Source organism: Haloprofundus salilacus, from assembly GCF_020150815.1.
GTDB lineage: Archaea > Halobacteriota > Halobacteria > Halobacteriales > Haloferacaceae > Haloprofundus > Haloprofundus salilacus.
This window is the reverse complement of record NZ_CP083723.1, coordinates 976,228-995,503: the sequence shown is the minus strand read 5'-3', so window position 1 is coordinate 995,503 and position 19,276 is coordinate 976,228. Positions and strand designations below refer to the sequence as shown.

General features: G+C 65.9%; 21 protein-coding genes and 1 pseudogene. 9 read left to right on the top strand and 13 right to left on the bottom strand.

The window, feature by feature from the left end; all coding sequences use genetic code 11:
• Positions 1-3: 3 nt before the first annotated feature.
• Complete coding sequence (thyX, locus tag LAQ58_RS05155) at positions 4-747, bottom strand: FAD-dependent thymidylate synthase (RefSeq protein WP_224449540.1); 744 nt, start codon at positions 745-747, stop codon at positions 4-6.
• Positions 748-856: 109 nt separating this feature from the next.
• Here thyX and LAQ58_RS05150 point away from each other — a divergent pair, with 109 nt between their 5' ends.
• On the top strand, positions 857-1,435 hold the full coding sequence (locus LAQ58_RS05150) for an MBL fold metallo-hydrolase (RefSeq protein ID WP_224449539.1): 579 nt from the start codon (positions 857-859) through the stop codon (positions 1,433-1,435).
• A gap of 14 nt (positions 1,436-1,449) precedes the next feature.
• Here the strand turns inward: LAQ58_RS05150 and LAQ58_RS05145 are convergent, their stop codons facing one another.
• Together LAQ58_RS05145 and LAQ58_RS05140 are read right to left on the bottom strand one after the other, a co-directional pair.
• On the bottom strand, positions 1,450-2,289 hold the full coding sequence (locus LAQ58_RS05145) for an ATPase (protein WP_224449538.1): 840 nt from the start codon (positions 2,287-2,289) through the stop codon (positions 1,450-1,452).
• Positions 2,290-2,292: 3 nt separating this feature from the next.
• Positions 2,293-2,571: a DUF5827 family protein gene (locus tag LAQ58_RS05140; RefSeq protein WP_224449537.1), complete on the bottom strand. Its 279-nt coding sequence runs from the start codon at positions 2,569-2,571 to the stop codon at positions 2,293-2,295.
• A 207-nt stretch (positions 2,572-2,778) separates the two neighbouring features.
• Here LAQ58_RS05140 and LAQ58_RS05135 point away from each other — a divergent pair, with 207 nt between their 5' ends.
• The gene (locus tag LAQ58_RS05135) at positions 2,779-3,195 is read left to right on the top strand and encodes a DUF7522 family protein (protein ID WP_224449536.1); all 417 of its coding nucleotides are present in this window, start codon (positions 2,779-2,781) and stop codon (positions 3,193-3,195) included.
• Between the two features lie 106 nt (positions 3,196-3,301).
• Here LAQ58_RS05135 and sod read toward each other — a convergent pair whose 3' ends face one another.
• The 7 genes and pseudogenes from sod to LAQ58_RS05100 form a co-directional block, all read right to left on the bottom strand.
• On the bottom strand, positions 3,302-3,901 hold the full coding sequence (sod, locus tag LAQ58_RS05130; RefSeq protein WP_224449535.1) for a superoxide dismutase: 600 nt from the start codon (positions 3,899-3,901) through the stop codon (positions 3,302-3,304).
• Between the two features lie 185 nt (positions 3,902-4,086).
• Positions 4,087-4,713 (bottom strand): superoxide dismutase, encoded by a 627-nt coding sequence (locus tag LAQ58_RS05125; protein WP_224449534.1) that lies wholly within the window; start codon positions 4,711-4,713, stop codon positions 4,087-4,089.
• Between the two features lie 112 nt (positions 4,714-4,825).
• The gene (locus LAQ58_RS05120) at positions 4,826-5,437 is read right to left on the bottom strand and encodes a DJ-1/PfpI family protein (RefSeq protein ID WP_224449533.1); all 612 of its coding nucleotides are present in this window, start codon (positions 5,435-5,437) and stop codon (positions 4,826-4,828) included.
• A gap of 44 nt (positions 5,438-5,481) precedes the next feature.
• The gene (locus LAQ58_RS05115; protein WP_224449532.1) at positions 5,482-7,236 is read right to left on the bottom strand and encodes a histidine kinase N-terminal 7TM domain-containing protein; all 1,755 of its coding nucleotides are present in this window, start codon (positions 7,234-7,236) and stop codon (positions 5,482-5,484) included.
• Between the two features lie 101 nt (positions 7,237-7,337).
• Positions 7,338-8,282 (bottom strand): UbiA family prenyltransferase, encoded by a 945-nt coding sequence (locus tag LAQ58_RS05110; RefSeq protein ID WP_224449531.1) that lies wholly within the window; start codon positions 8,280-8,282, stop codon positions 7,338-7,340.
• A 212-nt stretch (positions 8,283-8,494) separates the two neighbouring features.
• A complete protein-coding gene (locus LAQ58_RS05105; RefSeq protein WP_224449530.1) occupies positions 8,495-9,913 on the bottom strand; it encodes a cryptochrome/photolyase family protein in 1,419 nt (472 codons plus the stop codon).
• 55 nt (positions 9,914-9,968) lie between these two features.
• Positions 9,969-10,530 (bottom strand): annotated as a pseudogene (locus tag LAQ58_RS05100) (zinc-binding dehydrogenase); the annotation flags it as partial.
• On the opposite strand from LAQ58_RS05100, the gene LAQ58_RS05095 reads away from it, so the two are divergent.
• A complete protein-coding gene (locus tag LAQ58_RS05095) occupies positions 10,465-10,827 on the top strand; it encodes a DUF7351 domain-containing protein (protein ID WP_425490688.1) in 363 nt (120 codons plus the stop codon). The pseudogene LAQ58_RS05100 and the gene LAQ58_RS05095 overlap by 66 nt on opposite strands.
• Before the next feature lie 14 nt (positions 10,828-10,841).
• Here the strand turns inward: LAQ58_RS05095 and LAQ58_RS05090 are convergent, their stop codons facing one another.
• Positions 10,842-11,495 carry a proteasome subunit beta gene (locus tag LAQ58_RS05090; RefSeq protein ID WP_224449528.1) on the bottom strand — a complete coding sequence of 218 codons (654 nt, stop codon included), beginning with the start codon at positions 11,493-11,495 and terminating at the stop codon, positions 10,842-10,844.
• A 178-nt stretch (positions 11,496-11,673) separates the two neighbouring features.
• Between LAQ58_RS05090 and LAQ58_RS05085 the strand changes: the two genes are divergently transcribed.
• Positions 11,674-12,645 carry a quinone oxidoreductase family protein gene (locus LAQ58_RS05085; RefSeq protein WP_224449527.1) on the top strand — a complete coding sequence of 324 codons (972 nt, stop codon included), beginning with the start codon at positions 11,674-11,676 and terminating at the stop codon, positions 12,643-12,645.
• Between the two features lie 139 nt (positions 12,646-12,784).
• Positions 12,785-13,675 carry a DUF8054 domain-containing protein gene (locus tag LAQ58_RS05080; protein WP_224449526.1) on the top strand — a complete coding sequence of 297 codons (891 nt, stop codon included), beginning with the start codon at positions 12,785-12,787 and terminating at the stop codon, positions 13,673-13,675.
• A 243-nt stretch (positions 13,676-13,918) separates the two neighbouring features.
• Here LAQ58_RS05080 and LAQ58_RS05075 read toward each other — a convergent pair whose 3' ends face one another.
• Both LAQ58_RS05075 and folP read right to left on the bottom strand, forming a co-directional pair.
• Positions 13,919-14,635, bottom strand: a complete 717-nt coding sequence (locus LAQ58_RS05075; protein ID WP_224450220.1) for a 6-hydroxymethylpterin diphosphokinase MptE-like protein — start codon at positions 14,633-14,635, stop codon at positions 13,919-13,921.
• Positions 14,636-14,818: 183 nt separating this feature from the next.
• On the bottom strand, positions 14,819-15,997 hold the full coding sequence (gene folP / locus LAQ58_RS05070) for a dihydropteroate synthase (RefSeq protein WP_224449525.1): 1,179 nt from the start codon (positions 15,995-15,997) through the stop codon (positions 14,819-14,821).
• Positions 15,998-16,175: 178 nt separating this feature from the next.
• On the opposite strand from folP, the gene LAQ58_RS05065 reads away from it, so the two are divergent.
• The 4 genes from LAQ58_RS05065 to LAQ58_RS05050 are packed head-to-tail and all read left to right on the top strand — an operon-like array spanning position 16,176 to position 19,276.
• Positions 16,176-17,177 (top strand): M48 family metallopeptidase, encoded by a 1,002-nt coding sequence (locus tag LAQ58_RS05065; RefSeq protein WP_224449524.1) that lies wholly within the window; start codon positions 16,176-16,178, stop codon positions 17,175-17,177.
• A gap of 50 nt (positions 17,178-17,227) precedes the next feature.
• Positions 17,228-17,824, top strand: coding sequence for a riboflavin synthase (locus LAQ58_RS05060; RefSeq protein WP_224449523.1), 597 nt, complete (start codon positions 17,228-17,230; stop codon positions 17,822-17,824).
• A 55-nt stretch (positions 17,825-17,879) separates the two neighbouring features.
• The gene (locus tag LAQ58_RS05055) at positions 17,880-18,509 is read left to right on the top strand and encodes a DUF8114 family protein (RefSeq protein WP_224449522.1); all 630 of its coding nucleotides are present in this window, start codon (positions 17,880-17,882) and stop codon (positions 18,507-18,509) included.
• Positions 18,506-19,276: an RNA methyltransferase gene (locus LAQ58_RS05050; RefSeq protein WP_317988542.1), complete on the top strand. Its 771-nt coding sequence runs from the start codon at positions 18,506-18,508 to the stop codon at positions 19,274-19,276. The genes LAQ58_RS05055 and LAQ58_RS05050 overlap by 4 nt, the downstream gene beginning before the upstream one ends.

Genomic DNA, 19,276 nt, shown 5'->3' with positions numbered 1-19,276 from the left:
CGGTTACGGTGCGAGGCGGTTCTTCCGGTTGCGCATCTTCTCGTTGTAGTGAGCGAACGTGATGGGACACCACTCCTCGGCGAGCTCCAGCACCGACTCGGTGAGTTCTCGAATTTCCCACTGCGCGTCGGCGGCGGCGCGCATGTCGGCGACGTGCATCAGCATCCGGACGTTCATCGACATCACGATGTTGACCTCCGTGCCGATCGGAAGCACGAACCGAGCGTCCTCCGGCGGCATCCCGAGGTCCAGCAGTTCCTGGTAGTCGGCGACCGAGCGACTGACCGACTCGCGGAACACCTCCTTTCGCTTCTCGACGGTTTCCTCGTCGACCGCGCCGGTCTTCTGGTTGCGGCCGACCCAGTTGGGGTCCGACGCCGACGGCGGCGTGACGACCATCTCGCCCGCGGCCACGTCCTCGGGGTCGACGTCGTCGAAGGAGACGTAGCGCATCGACTGCACGTCGAAGCTCACGTGTCGATGCCGCGTGATCTGGGCCATGCAGGACCGACTGACGCCCTCGATGGCGAACGTGGCTTGCGGATGCTCGAACGGCCCGAAGTGGCCGTGGCTGAGCAGATGGCCGATGAGCGTCTCCATCTTCTCCCGCTGGCTGTCGCCGTCGACGGTCTCCATCGTCTCCTCGAACGACTGACTACCGACGAATCCGGCGGAGTAGTCGTTTCTCGCGCCCTTGCAGACGAGTTTCTCGGGATTCGGCGTGGCTTCGAGCAGGCGTACGTCCATATCGGAGGTGAGGTGACTCGGGGCGCAAAAAGACTCTCTTTGACGCCGGCGGTCGATCGCTCTCGTGGCGGACCGATGGAGTCGAGTTCTCCCCGCGCGAATCGGTCGTATGATTCGGAACCTCGCACAGGGCATCTCCGCCTTCACGAGCAACGCGTTTCTCGTCGACGGCGAACGAACCGTCCTCGTCGACACCGGTGCGAACTTCGACGTCGTGCCGAAAATTGGCGAGCACGTCGAAACGCTCGACGCCGTCGTCCTCACTCACACCCACCCGGACCACGTCGGCAACGTCAACGCCGTCCGCGACGCCTTCGACGCGGAGACGTGGGGGTTCGACCCCGACCAACCGGCCGTCGACAACGAGATCGCGGACGAGTCGAGCGTGCAACTCGGCGACGAGGAGTACGTCGCCCTCCACACGCCCGGACACAAGAACGACCACCTCTGCTTCTACTCGGCCGACCCCGGCGTGTTGTTCGCGGGCGACCTCGTCTTCCAGAACGGTGGGTTCGGGCGGACTGACCTGCCGGAAGGGAATCGGGAACGGCTGGTCGAGAGCATCGACCGCGTTCTCGCCCGCGTCGACGTCTCGCTCGCGGCGATGCATGTCGGTCACGGACCGAGCGTCACTCGCCGACCGTACGACCACGTCGAGATGGCCGCTCGCGCCGCGAGACTCGGGTAGGAGCGATGCGTGGGTCAGTTTTCCGCCGCGTCGACCAGCGCGCCGTACGCCTCGGCGTAGGCGTCGGCGACCCGGTCGGGGTCCCCGCGGACAGCGCTCCCGAGCGCCCGTAAGTCGACCGTCGCCAGCGGATCTATCATCTCGACGATACTATCGACGTACTCTTCGAGTTGACCCTCGTGCGGCCCGCCGCTGGCGACGTCGCGGGCCTTTAGGTATCGCTCGCCATCGTAGATGCGCGCTCGGCCCGGGTCGACGACGGCGACTGCGTCGAACGTCACGTCCGAGAGCGGGACTGCGATGTCCGCGTACGACTCGGCGACGCTCGTCTCCGTCGCCGTGACGCGCCGTGCGAGACGCTCGGCCGCGGGTACGTACCGCTCGCGCATCACCTCGTTGAACTCGGGGACAGACTCGACGCGAACGGCGCCACTGAGCGGCAGCGAATCGCTCATCGACTCCGGGAGTAGTCCCTCGGCCTCCGCCACCGCATTGACGACGAACTCGGGGCCGCTCTCGCCGGTCACCCGGTCGACTAGAAACGTTCGGCCGCTCTCGCCGAGCAGGCCGGTTCGGCCAGGCGTCGGCCGCCAGAGGCGGTGAACCGGGTTTATCGTTTCGGGGTCGACGTCGCCCACGCTCGCCGCCGCGAGTTTCCGGGCGTCCTTCCCGTACAGTCGCCCGGCGTCGACGGCAACACGGTAGTCGTCGTGGTCGAACCAGTAGTCATTGCCCGCACGGGGTTTGAAGCCGACCGGCGCGCGGCCGTTGCGCCGAAGCGAGGCGAGCAACCCGACCGAGAACGTCGTCTTTCCGGCGTTGACGCGGTCACCGCCGGCGACGAGCAGTCGCATCCGTCAGTCGTCCCCGTCGTCTCGCAACCCGTAGTAGCCGGGTTCCTCGTCGCTGGGCGGTTCGGCGACGACCATCTCGTCGGAGTTCCGCATTATCCACGGAATCGCCCAGTCGAGGAGGATATCCTCGACTCCCTCGTCGATTTCGGCGTCGGCGTCTAGTCCCTGAAGGAGGCGGGCGATCTCGTAGACGGTGTACATTTGGTCGGCGTCCAACAGTTCCTCGGGCGTGTAGAAGTCACACGGGAACAGTTCTTCGAACTCCGATTTCGGTCGTGGCATGGATCCAGATACGCCCGCCCCGTCGTAAACTCCTGCGGTCGCGCAGCGACGTACAATCCGACCGGCACACGATTTTATTGTGTACTACGTGTTGATTATATAATAGAGGAGAAACCATCTTGAGTACGGTACCACGTGCGACAAACGTCTGACAACTGTCCAATCTATCACAAAAATGATTATCACTCATCGACGAATGGAGGTCGTATGAGCGACGCGACAGAGCGACTCCTCGCGGCGATTCGGCAGTTCGGCGGCGAGTCGCTTCGCGACGTGTGGTTGTTCGACCAGTGGACGCACGAACAGCTGTACGTTCGTTCGGACGTCGCGGACGACCGCTCGACGCTCGACGTCGACGCGCTCGTCGACAACGAGCGCTACGGCTACGTCACCCGGGACACGTACGAGTCGCTGTTCGCCGACGAGTACGCCTACACGGTTCGCGGCTTCGAGCACACCGAACAGTTCCGAACCTTTCTCGCCGACTGCGACCACCGCGTCGGCGTCTTCGCCGGCTTCGACCGTCCGAACGGCGGTCACGACTTCGCGCGACTCCACGACGAGATCGTCGCCGCCGTCGAGCAGACGCCCGTCGAGGAGTTCATGCCGAGCACGTGTGACTGACCGTCGACGGCGACCGACCCGGCGTCTCCGCTCCCGGCACGGATTGCGACGTCTCTCCCTGGTCGGTCACGGGTCGCGTCGAAAAAAAATTGTCGGGGTTGTCGGCTTACTCGAACAGTTTGAGTGCCTGCTCGTAGCGTGCGCTGGGTTCGTCCCAGTCGACGACCTCGAAGAACGCGTCGATGAAGTCGCCGCGCGCCGGTCCGTAGTCGTAGTAGTACGAGTGCTCCCACACGTCGAGCGCGACGATGGGGTGTGACCCCCAGAGTGCGCCCTGGTCGTGCTTGTCGACGACGACGTTGCGCAGCTGGTTCGAGAACGAGTCGTACACCAGAAGTGCCCAGCCCGAGGCGTTCTTCGCGGCGGCCTCGAACTCGCCCTTCCACGCGTCGTAGGAGCCGAAGTCGGTCTCGATGCGTTCAGCGAGCTCGCCCGACGGCTCAGAGCCGCCCTCCGGCGACATGTTCTGCCAAAACAGGTCGTGAAGGATGTGCCCGCAGCCGTTGTGGGTCACGTTGCGCAGCGCGCTGCCCGACGACCCGAAGTCGCCGGACTCGCGGTTCTCTGCGAGTGTCTCTTCCGCCGAGTTCCAACCGTTGACGTAACCCTGGTGGTGGGTGTCGTGGTGCCACGTGAGCACCTGCTCGGAGATGTGCGGTTCGAGCGCGTCGTAATCGTACGGGAGTGGGTCGAGTTCGTAGCTCATAATGATACCTCCAGTCTATCAGATACTCCGGAACGGTGTTAAAGTTTGAGGAGTGATACGATAACACGCGACACCCGACGCGGCCCGCTCAGGCGCGCTCTCCGGCCGCTCCGGGTTCGCGAACTACCCTTGTCGGGCCAGAAAAATAGGAGGAGTGCAGCCGCCGATGACGCGAGCGGACGGCTTTAGTGGGTGTGCTGGCCGAGCAGGTCGGCGTTCTGCGCCTGCTCGTAGCGTTCGGCGACATCGTCCCAGTTGATGACGTCCCAGAAGTTGTCGACGTAGTCGCCGCGGCCGTTCTCGTACTGCAGGTAGTAGGCGTGCTCCCAGACGTCGAGCACCAAAAGCGGCGTCACACCCTGTGGCGTCTGGTTCTGGTGGTTCTCGGCCATCGTCACGATGGGCTTGTCCGCGACGTGGTCGTAGGCGAGGAACGCCCACCCGGAGCCTTCAACGCCCTTGGCGGCCTCCGAGAAGTGCTGTTTGAACTGGTCGAAGCCGCCGAAGTGCTCGTCCAGCGCGTCGGCGAGCTCGCCGCTGGGTTCGCCGCCGCCGTCGGGCGACATGTTCTCCCAGAAGACGGTGTGGTTGACGTGGCCCGAGAGGTTGAACGCGAGGTTGCGCTCGACGCCCTTGATGTCGCCGTAGTCGCCGTTCTCGCGCATCTGCTCCAGTTTGTCGAGCGCCGCGTTCGCGCCGTCGACGTAGCCCTGGTGGTGCTTGTCGTGGTGCAGTTCCATGATTCGCGCGTCGATAGACGGTTCGAGCGCGTCGTAGTCGTACGGGAGGTCGGGAAGTTCGTAAGTTGCCATTCCGTGGGAATGCTCAACGAAGAGGCGATTAAACGTACCGTCTTTTGACACTAGCGGAGACTCTCTTCGAGAGGTGTCTCTCCCGTCGACAGACTGATTCTCCGGGCGTCGATCACCCCTGGTACGGCGTCTCTCGACGCTCGTACTCCAGTTCGGTGGCGACGCGGTCTGCGATCTCCGCCCCCGCCTCGCGTTCGACCAGATGCAGCGAGAGGTCGATGCCCGAGGTGACGCCGCCCGCGGTGAGCAGGTCGCCGTCGTCGACGAACCGGGCGTCGACGACCTCCGCGCCCGACTCCCGGAGATCGTCGAGCGCGCCGCCGTGGGTCACCGCGGGCCGCCCGTCGGTGAGTCCGGCGGTCGCCAGCAGCATCCCGCCGGTGCAGACGGACGCGACAGTCGCTCCCGCACCGTGCAGGTCGGCGACGGCTTCGGGAATCGCGCCGCGTTCGGCCTCCGCTCTCGCCCCTGCCTCGCTTCGGTCATTCCACCCGCCGCCGGGGACGACGACGAGGTCCGGCCGGTCGTCCGCGTCCGCCTCGGGGAGGACGCCGTGGACGCCGACGCGGAGACCGTGACTCGCAGTCACCGAGTCGCGGTCGTCGAGCGTCACGAGTCGAACGTCGAACTCGGCGCCGAACGTCGCTGCGGTCGAGAACACTTCGTACGGGCCGACGGCGTCGAGTTCGTCGAAGCCGTCGTAGAGGACGATGTCTACGCGCATGGTGGCTGTGCGCCCGCCGAGGAGAAAGCCGTTACCCGAGCGGGTCAGTCGTCGACCGTCGTGGGTTCGCTCGGTTCCGCACGCGTCTCGTTGCTGCTCGAGTCGATGTCCGACTTGCCCGCCGACGAGACGACCGGCACCTCGACGGTGACGACCGATCCCGTCGGATCGTTCTCCTCGAACTCGACGGTCCCGCCGGCGATGCCGACCGCCCACGTGACCAGCCAGAGACCGAGACCGCTGCCGTGTTCGAGTGCCGTTTCGGTTCCGCGTTCGAGCACGGCCCGCTCGTGGTCGTCGATGCCAGGTCCGTTGTCGGCGACGACGACGTGAAGCCATCCGTCCGAAGCGGTCGCGTCCACCTCGACGCGCGCGCCGGGTTCGGTGTTGTGTTCAGCAGCGTTCTCGACGAGATTCGAGAGCGCCGGGCCGAGAACCGCGTTCACGCGGACGCCGGCGGGGAGCGGCCCGACCCGAAGGTCGACCTCCGGAAAGCGCTCGTCGGCGTCGGCGACGTGTTTGGACGCGAGGTCGTCGAACGGAACTGCCCGCGGTTCCTGACGAACCTGCTCGAAGATATCGACGATCTGTCTGGCTTTCTCGCCCATGTCGGCTATGGTTATCGCGCGTTCTTTGATTATCTCGGCGCGGTCACTCTCGGCGCCGCCTTCGTCCGCGAGAAGGTCTGCGTAGCCGTAGATGACGTTCGTCTCGTTGCGGATGTTGTGTCGGAGGACGCGGTTGAGCACTTCGAGGCGCTGTTGGTGACGCAGGTGTTCGTCGACGTTGTGATAGGAGATGACACGGCCGACGTTCCGGCCGTGGAAGTCGCTGACTTGCGTCACGGCGACGTCGTAATGTCGTTGTCCGTTCCGTTCGTTGACGGAGACGTACTCCGACGTCGTGCCGATGTCGGGAACGTTGCCGTTCCTCGGGAGGACCTCCCGAGCGGGTCGACCGAGCGCCTCTCCGGGCGTTGTCCCGAGCATCTCCGTCGCACTCTCGTTCATGTCGACGACGTAGTCGTGACTGTCGACGACGATGGCGGCGTCCTGCATGCGCTCGAAGACGAGCCGTCGCGCCCGGCGGTTGGGTGCGGGACTGGTCCCAAGCAGCCGAAATCTGGTGAGCGCACCGAGGTAGGCGACGCCGGAGACGGCGAACGCGACCGGCGTCGGGTCGAGTCCCGGAATCGGCACCGCCCCGTACAGAAAGAGGACGTTGCTCGCCCACGGCGCGGCAGTGCCGACCAAGAGTGCGACGCTCTGACCGCGGAACTGTGCGGTTTCACTCCGTACGTAGCCGACCAACGGAACAGACCCGACGGCCCCGAGGAGGTAAGTGTAGCTGGCGGCCACCCAGTACCACGGGCCGCCGATTCGCCGCAGTACGTCAACGTTGCCCCGCTCGACGAGCTCCGACCCCGTATAGAGTAAGTCGTGATAGGCGCCGGTCATCGCCAGAACGACGGTGAGAACGGGAACGACGGAGAGAAGCGCGACGTACTTCGGTCGCACGTACTGGTCGCGGCCGGTGTACTCCATCGCGAACAACACCCACGCGACGGGGATGACGACGACGCCGAGCCACTGAACGTCGGACCAGAACGCCTTGGCGGCGAGCGTCGTCGCCTGCAGTTCGAACGCGAAGAACACCGACCACCAACTCTGCCCAGCCAACATAGCGACCAGCGGCGTCGCTCCCGGTTCGGGCCGCTCGCGCCACGCGAGTAGCGCCGCGGTCAACCCGATACCGACGGTGGCGAGTACGACGACGTACAGTTGGCTGAGTGCGCTCACCGGTGTACTGTCCGATGTGACCGCTCACATATTAAGAAACCGACGGAACGGTGCCTCGGTGACGGTTCCGCTCGACCCGGACCGGTCGAGCTGCGCCCCGCTCAGACGCCCAAGACGACGACTGCGGCCATCACGCCACCGACTAGGAGATACTCGCACTCCGAGACCAGGTTGAGCAGTTCGTAGTCGTCAGTCCGTCCGATTCGGGAGACGAGCACCAGCGAGTAGAGGATTCCGACGCCCATCGCCGCAGCGACGCCGGACGAGACGAGATCGGTGCCGATCGCGAAGACGACCAGACCGAGCGAGAGGAGGTCGACGCCGTACAGCGCGTAGCGCGCTCCTCGGACGCCGAGGACGATGGGGAGCGTCGAGACGCCGGACGCGCGGTCGCTCTCGATGTCCCCGACGTTGGGCAGTTCGGTGTCGACGAAAGAACGCAGGAAGAAGTAGCAGAAGACGACGCCTGCGGCGGGGGTGAACATCCGTCCGGCGAACGTCAGCGGCAGGAAGGTCAGCGTGACCGCCCACGCGAACGCCACAACGGCCGTGTTGACGACCAGAATATCTTTGAACCGAGCGACTTGGACGCCGACGCTCGGAATCCAGTCGGAGGCGTACAACACGCCGAACATTCCCGGCAGTAGCGTGATGGCCAGCGCGAACGGCCCGCCGAGCACCGACAGCGCGACGGCGAACCCGTAGGAGACCGACGCCAGCAGATACAGTACGTCGCGGTGTCGCCTGATAAAGGCCGACTGACGCGGATTCGACATCTCGTCGGCATCGACATCGACGAGTCGGTCGTACGAGTAGACGGCGAAGGTGACGAGTGCCACGACCAGCGGCGCGGGGTTCGCTTCGATGCCGAGAATCGTCATCACGATGGCGAGTTCCACCATCGCGATGACCGCGAGGTACCCCGAACTGTACAGCAGGGCGTCGCCTGCCCGTTCGCCGTACGTCGTCAATCCCTCGACGATCTGCTCTCCCCACGGTGCCGTACGCTCCGCATCTACCGTCTGCTGTGAACTCTCGTGTTCCATGTGTACCTGTTCGGTGGGATGGCCTCCACGCGGTGTCGGCCCACCCTGTCGTTGTTCGCGACGTGAGTAAGGTTTATAATTACTTCCCCAAGAACGATGAATCTTCGACACCGAGAACCGAACCGGAGGCGTTCTGAACGTCATTGCAGGATTTCTGGCACCGCATGAGGACGGATTGGTGGTCAACAGTTCGCCCGTCTACGAGCCGGAGTTCATTCCTCCGCTCCGCCGCGCGCCCGCTCGAACATCGAGATCGCTTCCTCGCGTCGCTCGGCGTGGTCGACGATGGGGTCGGGGTAGTCGGGAGCGGCGTCTCCGCGCTCTTCGTCCAACAGTTCGTGCCACGAGTGAATCGTGTCTGCGTCGACGCCCGCCAACTCGGGGACGTACCGTCTGATATACTCGGCGTCGGGGTCGTAGCGTTCGCCCTGTGTCATCGGGTTGAACACGCGGAAGTACGGCTGGGCGTCGGTACCCGTCGAGGCGGCCCACTGCCACCCCCCGTTGTCGTTCCCAGTGTCGTGGTCGGCGAGCAGCGTCCGAAAGTGGTCGTACCCCTCGCGCCAGTCGACGAGCAAGTCCTTCGTCAGAAACGAGGCGACGACCATCCGCAGGCGGTTGTGCATGAACGCCTCCTCCCGCAGTTGGCGCATCCCGGCGTCGACGATGGGGTAGCCCGTCTTCCCGTCTTTCCACGCCTGCAACCCCTCCTCGTCGTCGCGCCACTCGACGTCGTTCTCGTACGATTTGTAGTTCTCAGAGACGACGCGCTGGTTGAAGTAGAGGACCTGCGTGTAGAACTCGCGCCACGCCAACTGCGAACGAAACTCCTCGACGGACGCCGCCTCGTCGCTGTCGGTCTCGGACTTCGCCCGTTCGGTCGCTTCGTACACCTCGCGGATGCCGATAGTGCCCCACTTGAGGTCCGCCGACAGCCGAGAGGTCGCCCCGCGCGCCGGGTAGTCACGGTCGGCCGCGTAGCGGAAGATGGCGTCGTCGCAGAACGTCGCGAGTCGCTCGCGCGCCACGTCGGTCCCGGCGCTCTGGATCGTCGCTTCGGGTTCCTCGAAGCCCAACTCCTCGATAATCGGAAGCTCCTCGTCCTCGTCTATCGACGCCAGTTGCTCCGCGCCGGGTTCCGGATACGGCTCGTCCTTGTCGCGGTCGCGCCACTTCTTCCAGAAGTAAGTGAACACCGAGTAGGGGTCGCCCGCGTTCGTCCGAATCTCACCGGGTTCGTGGTGAACTTGATCACAGAACGACTCGTACTCGATTCCCGCCTCCGAGAGCGCGTCTCGAACCGCTTCGTCGCGCTCCTCGGCGAGTCCGGAGTAGTCGTCGTTCCAGACGACTCGCTCGGCGTCGAACTCCTCGGCGAGGTCGACGAGCAGCGTCGAGGGGTCGCCGCGGACGGCGACGAGGTCGCTGCCGCGGCCGCGATATCGCTCTCGGAGTTCCGCGAGCGCGTCGAGCATGTACCGTACGCGAGAGGCGGCCGCGTGCTCCAAAACGAGGTCGTCGAAGACGAACACCGGAACGACCTCGCCGCGACGCTCGGCGTCCTCGGCCGCCGCCGCGAGCGCGCGGTTGTCCGACACCCGCAGGTCGCGGCGGTGCCAGTGTAGTTGCATACGGTGCGAAAGGACGCAGTTTCCGTTAAGCTACCGGCGAGAAAGCCGTCTCGGTTCAGAACTCGTCGATGACTGGGATGCCGACCGTCTCGAAGTCGGTCATCGCGTCGAGTTTCTCCGGGACGTCGTCGAGACCCACCGTCTCGGAGACGACGGCGCTCGGGTCGAGTTTCCCGCTGGCGACGAGGCGAAATATCTCGTCGTAGCGCGTCGGCGGCATGCCGAGCGACCCGATGAACTCGATCTCCTGCATCACCATCGCGTCCGTCGGCAGCGACACCATCCCCTGTTCGTCCTGCGTCGTCAGCCCGATTTGGACGTGTTGACCGCGGTTTCCGAGGCTCAGCACCGAGCTCTGACACGTCGTCTCGATGCCGAGCGCGTCGACGGACACCTGCGCGCCGCCGCCGGCAAGCGCCTTCACGGCACCCGGAACGTCCTCTGTGTCGGAGGCGTCGACGGTATCCACCGCTCCGGGCGATTTTCGCCTTCTCCAGTTTCTCCTCCTGCAGGTCGACGGCGACGACGTTCGCGCCGAGCACATCGGCGATGTGGACCGCCGAGAGACCGACGCCCCCGCAGCCGTGGACGGCCACCCAGTCGCCGGCGCCGACGTCGTCGCCTTCTACGCCGACCACGGCGAACGCCTCGCCGACCGACCGCTGTGGAACCTCGGGTCGGAGTGGCGCGAGGCGGTCCTCTCCGAAGACCCGTGGTGCGTCCGCGTGACGACGCGACTCGGCGACGAGGAACTCCAGTTGCTCGTCGGCGACGGCCCGACCGTCGTCGACGCCGAACGCCGATCGGTCGACCCGCTGGACGCCCCCGACGCGGGCGACTCCGCCACCACTCCCAAAGAGAGCGAGACTACCGAAGCGGCCAAAGCGGTCGAGGCGGCCGAATCGGCGAACTGACCGGTCGCTTTCGACTAACTGCCGACCGCCGAGGTGTCGTCGAACTGTTCGATTTCGACGCCCGATTCCGTCACCGTCGCCAGACAGAGACCGTTCCCGCTGGCGAGGTCGCGTTCGCTCGCGGCGGCGACCGCTCGCGCTCCGAGGATCCGCGCCTCGTCGGCATCCAAGTCCCCGGTGTCGACCGATTCGAGCAGTCCGTAGGCGTACGGGCCGCCGCTCCCGGCGGCGACGGCGTCGTGCTCGGTAAGGCCGCCGCCGCCGTCGAACTGGTACAGCGCCGCGTCGGTGACGCCGTCGACACCGCCGAGGAGCGGCATCACCCCCATCGGGTTCTCGCGCAGAAGGTTGCTCGTGTACGACGCCAGCGCGGTCGTCGATATCGGGTCGCCGCGGCGAAGTTCGTACAACCGTGCCTCCGTCGCCAGTTCGTCGGCGAGCGCCTGCGCGCCCGAGAGCGTCCCCGAGAACGCCACCGCCGCGCGGTCGCCGACGGGAAGCGCCTTCGGCGTCGACTTGCTCGACACCATCCCGCCGAGGCTGACGCGGCGGTCCGTCGCCAACACGACGGCGTCCGCCGCCGCGAGTCCGACGATGGTCGTCCCCGTCGAGAACTCACTATCTCCCGCGCTCGATTCGCCCGCGTCCGTCTCGTGTTCGGTTGGCATCGCGCTCGGGAATCGGCGATCAGTTCGGAAAACAGCTCGCTAAAAGGTACTTTAGCGCTCGGCCGTGAGAAAACTTCGAGATCGACTGCGAGCGGGGCAGACGCGGCGCGTCACAAACAGCGTACAACGGGGTTTCCGTTCACCGAAACTTATCGGCGACCGCCCCCTATGCGACCCCATGCGCGCGATTCGTGTGACCGAGTTCGGTGGAACTGACGCGCTCGAACCCGTCGACGTCGAGGAACCGAACCCAGGACCGGGCGAAATTCGAATCGACGTGAAGGCCGCCGGCGTCAACTTCGCCGACATCATGCAGCGGCGCGGTCACTACCGCGGCGGCCCGGAACCGCCGTACGTGCCGGGGATGGAGGCCGCCGGAACCGTCGACGCCGTCGGGGAAGGAGTCGACCAGGAGGTCGGCGACCGGGTCGTCGCCATGACCGGCGGCGGGGCGTACGCCGAGAAGGTCGTCACGCCGGCGAACGGCCTGTTCGACGTTCCGCAGGGGAGGGAGTACGCTGAGGCCGCCGGCTTTCCGGTGCAGTTTCTCACGGCGCACTGCTGTCTCCACGAGTGGGGCAGTCTCGACCCCGACGAGCGCGTGCTGATTCACGCTGCCGCCGGCGGCGTCGGGACGGCGGCGGTGCAGTTAGCCGACGCCGCGGGCGCAGAGTCGTTCGGCACCGCCAGCAGCCGGGAGAAACTCGACCTCGCGGAGCGTCTCGGTCTCGACCACCCGATCGACTACACCGAGGAGGCGTTCGAGAAGGTAATCGAAGCCGAGACCGACGGTGAAGGGGTCGACCTCGTCCTCGACGGCGTCGGCGGCGACGTGTTCGACGCGAGTCTCGACGCGCTGAACTACCGCGGCCGACTCGTCACCTACGGCGTCGCCAGTGGCGACCCCGCGCAGGCGGACACGACGCGCCTCCTCTTCGAGAACAAATCGGTCGTCGGATTCCACCTCGGACGGGCGATGCAGCACGACCCGCAGTCGGTGTTGAAGGCAGTGCCCGAACTGACGGAGTTGCTCGCCGCCAGCGACCTCGAAGTCGTCGTCGGGGAGCGGTTCCCGCTCTCGGAGGCCGCCGCCGCCCACGAGTACATCGAGAACCGACGGTCGACCGGGAAAGTCGTGCTCGAACCGTAAGCGCCGCCGACGGAGACGGAAAACGCGGCGCTCCCCTTTCGGAAATGTCCGTCCGGTGGCCGGTTACGCCCCACATACCTATAGCACCCGAGGCGAATTAGCCGGTAGCGTCGACGTGGCTGACGGAAACCCAAATTCGATGATTCGAACACTACTCGAACGCGCGAGAACGCCGGAGTACACCGGCGAGAATCGCTGCATCCCCTGTACGGCGGTCAACGTCGCTCTCGCGGGTGCCGCGGCGCTCGCGCTCGTCGTCGTCTCGCCGCCGGTCGCAGCGCTCGCGCTCGGCGTCTCGCTGACGCTCGTCTACCTCCGCGGCTATCTCGTACCGGGAACGCCCGCGCTGACGAAGCGGTACCTCCCCGACTGGTTCCTGCGGCGCTTCGACAAGCCTCCGCGCGCACGCACGTCGTCAGTCGACAACCCACCGAACGACCTCTCTTCGAACGAGTCCTCACCGAACAGCCACTCCCCGCCCGACTCCGCGGCGTTCGACCCTGCGACGTTCGACGCGGAGGCGTTCCTCTTCGAGGTGAACGCGCTCCGCTACGGCGACGACGACGTGCTCCTCGACGCGTCGTTCGAGCGGGCGTGGTACCGCCGTATCGACGTCATACGCGAGGGCGACGGAGGCGTCGGCCAGCTCGCCAAAACGCTCGGCGTCGACGCCGAACGGGTGTCGCTGAGCGACCACGGAAACGCCGTGGCCGCGTGGTTCGACGACGACTGGCTGGGCCAGTGGGAGTCGCGGGAGGCGTTCGCGGCGGACATGGCGGCGAGCGCCGAACTCGCCGATCGCTCCGACGTGTGGCGCCGACTCTCCGTCGACGTTCGCGGGCAGGTTCTTAGCGGGCTTCGCGCCTGCGTCGAGCGCTGTCCGGCCTGCGGTGGTTCGGTCGAACTCGGCGAGCGCACCGTCGAATCGTGCTGCCGGAACTACGATGTCATCGCGGCGACCTGTACGCACTGCGACGTTCGCTACTTCGAGGCAGAGTACGACGCCGTCGACGGTGCGTTCGTCGACTGACGGCGGTCACCACCGACCGAGTCCGACGGTCGCGTCGCTGATCGGCGTCGAAACAAGAGATGAGAGATTGCCGATGCGCGTGAAACCACAGAGCGGTTCCACCACCTTCACGTGTACTGTATCGGTTGCTCAAACCGTCAGCATCGACAATCGATTCACGATAAATAGCCGTCGGTCATAACTATTTTGATACGCACTTACTAACGAAACTTACGAAACGAGGCTCGCTGACCCCTGTTCCACTCACTCCCGCGTCTCGTCGCCGAAATCTCGTCCCTCTTCGTCGAGCGGTTCGGGGGCCGACCGCCGTCCGTCGAGCACCGAGAACTGCTCGCCTCGGCGTCGTTCCAGCCACCCGAGGAGACGCTCGGCCCACGCGAGTTTTCTCGCTTTCGTCTCGTCGACCGTCGGGTCGTCGAACTGCCATCCGGCGAATTTCAGCTCCCGGGCCCCGAACTCGTCGGCCAGAAACGCCGCTCTGTCGCCGTCGGTGAACCCGCCGTAGTCGACGACGGCTCCTACGGGGGCTGCCTGCGTCGTCGCCAGCACGTTCTCCGACCGGAACCGCGGGACCCACTCGCGAATCGCCGAGCGGTTGTCGCCGTGGGCGTGCGCCGCTACCGGGACGCCTCGCCGGGTCAACTCGCGGGCCGTCTCGGGGTTTTTGTCGAGGTCCGTCACCATCAGGTCGACCGAGACGCCGCGGTCGCACAGCACGTCGACGGCCGTCGACGCGGCGAAAACGTAGTCCGCGGCGGCGGCGCGGTCGACTTCGTCGGCGAGCGACGGTGCTGCACCGACGACGGCGACGCTCGCGCCGTCGACGACGCGCAGACGCGATTCGTCGAACGGCTCGCTGAGTTCCGCCAGTTCGTCGCGAGCGCGTTCGTCCGCCTCGCGGTCGAACCCGAACTCCGCGAGTAGCCGCTCGTAGACGGGTTCCCACGTCTCGAAGTTCACGCCGCGGACCCCCTCGGCCGAGAGGGCAGTCGCTCGCGGTTCGTGAGGGTTCGCGTCGCTACGCACGTCGAATCGCGTCGCCGGTGTTCGCGGGGCGAACGCTCGGCGATAATATTACGGTATGGGCCGGAGTGGCACCAAGTACCCCTACCCGCGTGCCGTTCCGGCGTCCACTTGCTCGGTTCAGGCCCGTTCGCCATAAGTTTTCTCGTACGTGAATGTTTCCGCGACTTCCTCCAGAACGTCGTCGAAGGCATCTGAGACACCCGATGCGGCGGTCGTAGTTCGGGTGATCGCACCCGAGGTACCGACGAGCAGCGCCCGTCCCGTGTCGCCGCCGACGAGCATCGCTCCTGACTCCTTCGTCGCGGCGACGAGCGCTCCGCGCTCTTCGGGCGACAGCGACGAGAACTCGAACACGTTCGAGACGAACTCGGGTGCGGCCCGTTCGTCGCCGCCGACGCGTTCGATGTGCCGGGCCGCCTCGTGCGGCGTCGTCACGTCGAGTTCCTCGACCCGAACGTCGCTCTCGTCGCCGTCCTCGCGGACGCGCGCTCGCGCGAACGCTGCGCCGACGAGCGCCGCATCGCGCGTCTCCGTCACGTCGTGGGTGCGAACGACGTGGGCACCGCGCTCGACCGCCATGGAGGTGGCGGCGAGGCTGACCGGCAGCGCCGCCTCGGTGGAGCGGCCGGCGAGTTCGCGGAGGAAGTTCTTCCGGTTGATGGAGACGAGAATCGGCTGACCGAGCCCGCGAAATTCCCGGAGGCGACGGAACGTCTCGCGGTCGTCTTCGAGCGTCTTCTCCTCGGACCACCCGCCGAACGCCGGGTCGACGATGGTCTTGTCCGTCAGGCCGTTGCGCTTCAGTGCCTCGTATATGTCGTCGACGTCCTCGACCGCTCCCGGTCGTTTGAGGTCCGGCGGACTTGCCATCTTGGCGATGGCGACGTCGTGAGCCTCGCACACAGCGGGCATCTTCGGGTCCGCGAAGCCGCAGATGTCGTTGACCATGTCGAAGCCGCGCGAGAGCGCCTCGTCGGCGACTTCGTGGTACCGCGTCTCGATGGAGAACACCGCGTCGCCGGAGACGTGTTCCAGCACCTCGATTGCGGTGTCGAGGCGTTCGAGTTCGTCCTCCGCGGAGAGTACCTCGAACCGCTTGTTCGCCGATTCGAGACCCACGTCGACGATGTCTGCGCCCTCGTCGATGAGCGCGGTGTCGACGTAGTCGGCCGCCTCGGCGACGTCGTTGAAGACGCTTGGTTCGTACGGCGACTCCTTCGAGACGTTGAGTACGCCCATGATACGGGGCGGATAGTCGTCGCCGATGCCGAGACCGGCGGCGTCCACGTTTCGCATGTATCTCCGGTAGGACGCATCCGTGATAGGCCGTGCGGTGTCGGTAGTTCGGGGATTCAGTCGGGTTTTCCGAGCGGAATGGCGTCCATAACTATCAACGGGCTGTCCGAAACAAGATCGATGGACGCCAGAGTGCGTAACGACGATTCTCGACGAGCGACGGAGCTATAGAATTTGAATGAGAGTTCAACGTATCGACAGGTCCCTCCTGACTCGAATGGCGCTCGCCGTCGTCCTCCTCGTCGTCGCCGTCGCGTTCGTCGTCGCCTTCGTCGCTGGATTCGGCGCCGCCGCGATGTCTCTCGGCTTCCCGTGGCACGTTTCGCTCGTCCCCGTCGGCATCGTGTTGCTCGCGCTCGCCGCGCTCGAGCTCACGCAGGGCGCGCGTGTCGTCGGTGAGGTGGACGCTTACGAGGTGGACGCCGATACGTTGCCGCGACTTCACCGCATCGCTAGCAGCGTCGCCCAGCAAGCCCACCTTCCGATGCCCGCCATCGCGGTGTCCGGTGACGACACGCCCGAAGCGTTCGTCACGGGCTACACGGCGGGCAGCGCGACGCTCGTCGTCTCGCTCGGGATGCTCAGCGCGCTCGACGACGCGGAGCTACGGGCCGTCGTCGCCCACGAACTCGCACACGTGAAGAACCGCGACGTGGCGCTGATGACCGCGCTCTCGCTCCCAACGGCGACGGCGAGCCGATTGCACGACATCGCCGAGAAACTCGGAGAAGGTAAAAGCGGAGTCATCGGAGTTGCGGGGCTGGTCGTCGCCCTCGTCGCCGGTCTGTTCTCGTTCGTTGGGCGCTCGCTCATCGCATCGTTCTCCCGCGTGCGCGAACTCGCCGCCGACCGCGGGGCCGTCGCCATCACCGGCGACCCGGCGTCGCTGGCGAGCGCGCTCGGGTCCATCGATATGGAACTCCGAAAACACCCGGTCAAAGACCTCCGGAGCGCCCGGAGCGTCGCCGCGTTCACCGTCGTCTCGCCCGAACAGGTCGAACCCGACGAGCCGATCATGCTCGGCGCGGAGGGCGACCGACCGGCGACGATGACCTACTACTCGGACCGCTACGAGGCGTTCGTCTACCGGACGTTCCTGCGGACGCATCCGTCGGTGAGCGACCGGGTCTCCCGACTCCGCGAGGCGGAGCGCGAGGTGCAGACCGGGAGTAAACAATAACAGTTCTGAGAACCATAACGAATTTCATACGGTCGCACATCTGTCAGCACATGTTCACTGGCTTGGTCGAAACGACCGGTACCATCTCGAAGACCGAATCCGCCGCGGAAGGCCGCCGTCTCCGCGTCGAAACCGCTTTCGCGACCGACCTCGCCGTCGGCAAAAGCGTCGCCGTCAGCGGGGTCTGTCTCACCGTCGAACGCCGGAGCGACGACTGGTTCGAGGCGTTCGCCACCGAGGAGACGCTGGGGCGCACCTACCTCTCGGACCTCCGCGTTGGCGACGCGGTGAACCTCGAACGACCGATGCCCGCCGACGGCCGCTTCGACGGCCACGTCGTCAAAGGAACCGTCGACGCCACGGGCACCGTCGCGGGAATCCGCGAGCAGGCCGAGGGCGTCGAGTTCGTCTTCGACGTTCCCAACTCGTTTGCGGGCTACCTCGTAGAGAAGGGGGCCGTCGCCGTCGACGGCGCGTCGCTGACCGTCGCCGACTATGGCGACCGGAGCTTTACCGTCGCCGCGATTCCCGAGACGCTTCAGCTGACGACGTTCTCGGAGAAGGACGTCAGCGACCCGGTTCACCTCGAAGCGGACGTGCTGGCGAAGTACGTCGAGCGCAGGCTGGCGGTCGAAGTGGCGCAGTAACTCAGCATCGTCGAAGTCACGTGCTTTTTATCCGACCGCCGGCTACCACCGCCTAATGGCGAAAGTCAGCGTCGGACTCCGCGGATGGCGGTTCGAGGAGTCCGAAATCTTCACCGACGAGGGTGAGTTCAAACCCCTTGACGAGATTCCGGAGGACCCCCGCCAGCGACTCCTCCGCCTGAGCCTGCTCGTAGAGAAGCCGTGTCAGGCCTGCTACCTCGTGCACGGCGACGAGAACATCGAGCGCTGCCGACAGGCGACCATCGTCTACGGCGAACCGCTCAACGAAGTCGTCCTCTGCGACCAGCACGAGGCGGACTTCCTCTACTGGTTCCGCGAGGCGGGCGGCCGCGAGTTCGTCGGCGACGAACTGTTCCGCGACGAGTTTCAGGAGTGGTTCGCCGACGGTGGCCGCGCCCCCGACGGCTACGGCGGGATGGAACACGTCGAGACCGACCCCGAGAACATGCCGAGTCCCCCCGACGCCCAGGAACTACAGGACCGCCTCAACGAGGAGTTCGAGGGCGAGCGCATCGACCTGCGCGCGTACGGCCCCGACGCGGACGAGGCAGATGTCGGCGGCGACGGCGACGCCGAGACCGAAGCGGACGCAGACGACGAGGACGAACCGGAGGAGCTGGACCTCGACGGCGTCGACCTCGGCCGAGAGTATCCGCGGAAATGAGCAGGCAGAAACCCGTCGTCGTCGTCGTCGAACCGAAGACGCCCGGCAACATCGGTACCATCGCGCGGGCGATGAAGAACTTCGGTCTCTCCGAACTGAAACTCGTCGACCCGCCGGAACTGCACCGCGACGGCGACGCCTACGGCTTCGCCGGACACGCCCGTGAGGACGTGCTCCCGAACGCGGAGACGGTCGAGTTAGACGAGATAATCGAGAACTACCACACCGTCGCCACCACGGCCATCACGAACGAGGACAGCCGTCGGCACATCCGCTACCCGTTCAAGACCCCCGTCGAACTCCGTGAGACCCTAAAATCGGTCGAGACGCGCACAGCGCTCGTCTTCGGCCGCGAGGGGACGGGGCTGAACAACGAGGAACTGGAGCGGATGGACGAGATCTGCTCGATCCCCGCCAGCGAGGAGTACCCCGTGCTCAACCTCGGACAGGCGGCGACCGTGCTCATGTACGAACTCCGCGAGTTGACCGTCGAGGAGAGACAGTTGCCCGACGTGGAACGGTCGCGCGCGCCCGAGGAGGACATCGAGCGCTTCTACGACCTGTTCGGCGACCTGCTCAACGCGACCGGTTACGACGACCACAAGCGTCAGAAGACGACGCGCTTGATGCGCCGTCTCGTCGGCCGGTCGCACCCGACCGACCGCGAGATCTCGACGCTTCTGGGTCTCTTTCGGCGGACGAACCGACAACTCCGGCACCGACGCGACCTGCTGGAGAAGTACGACGAACCCGACCGCTGGCGGTAG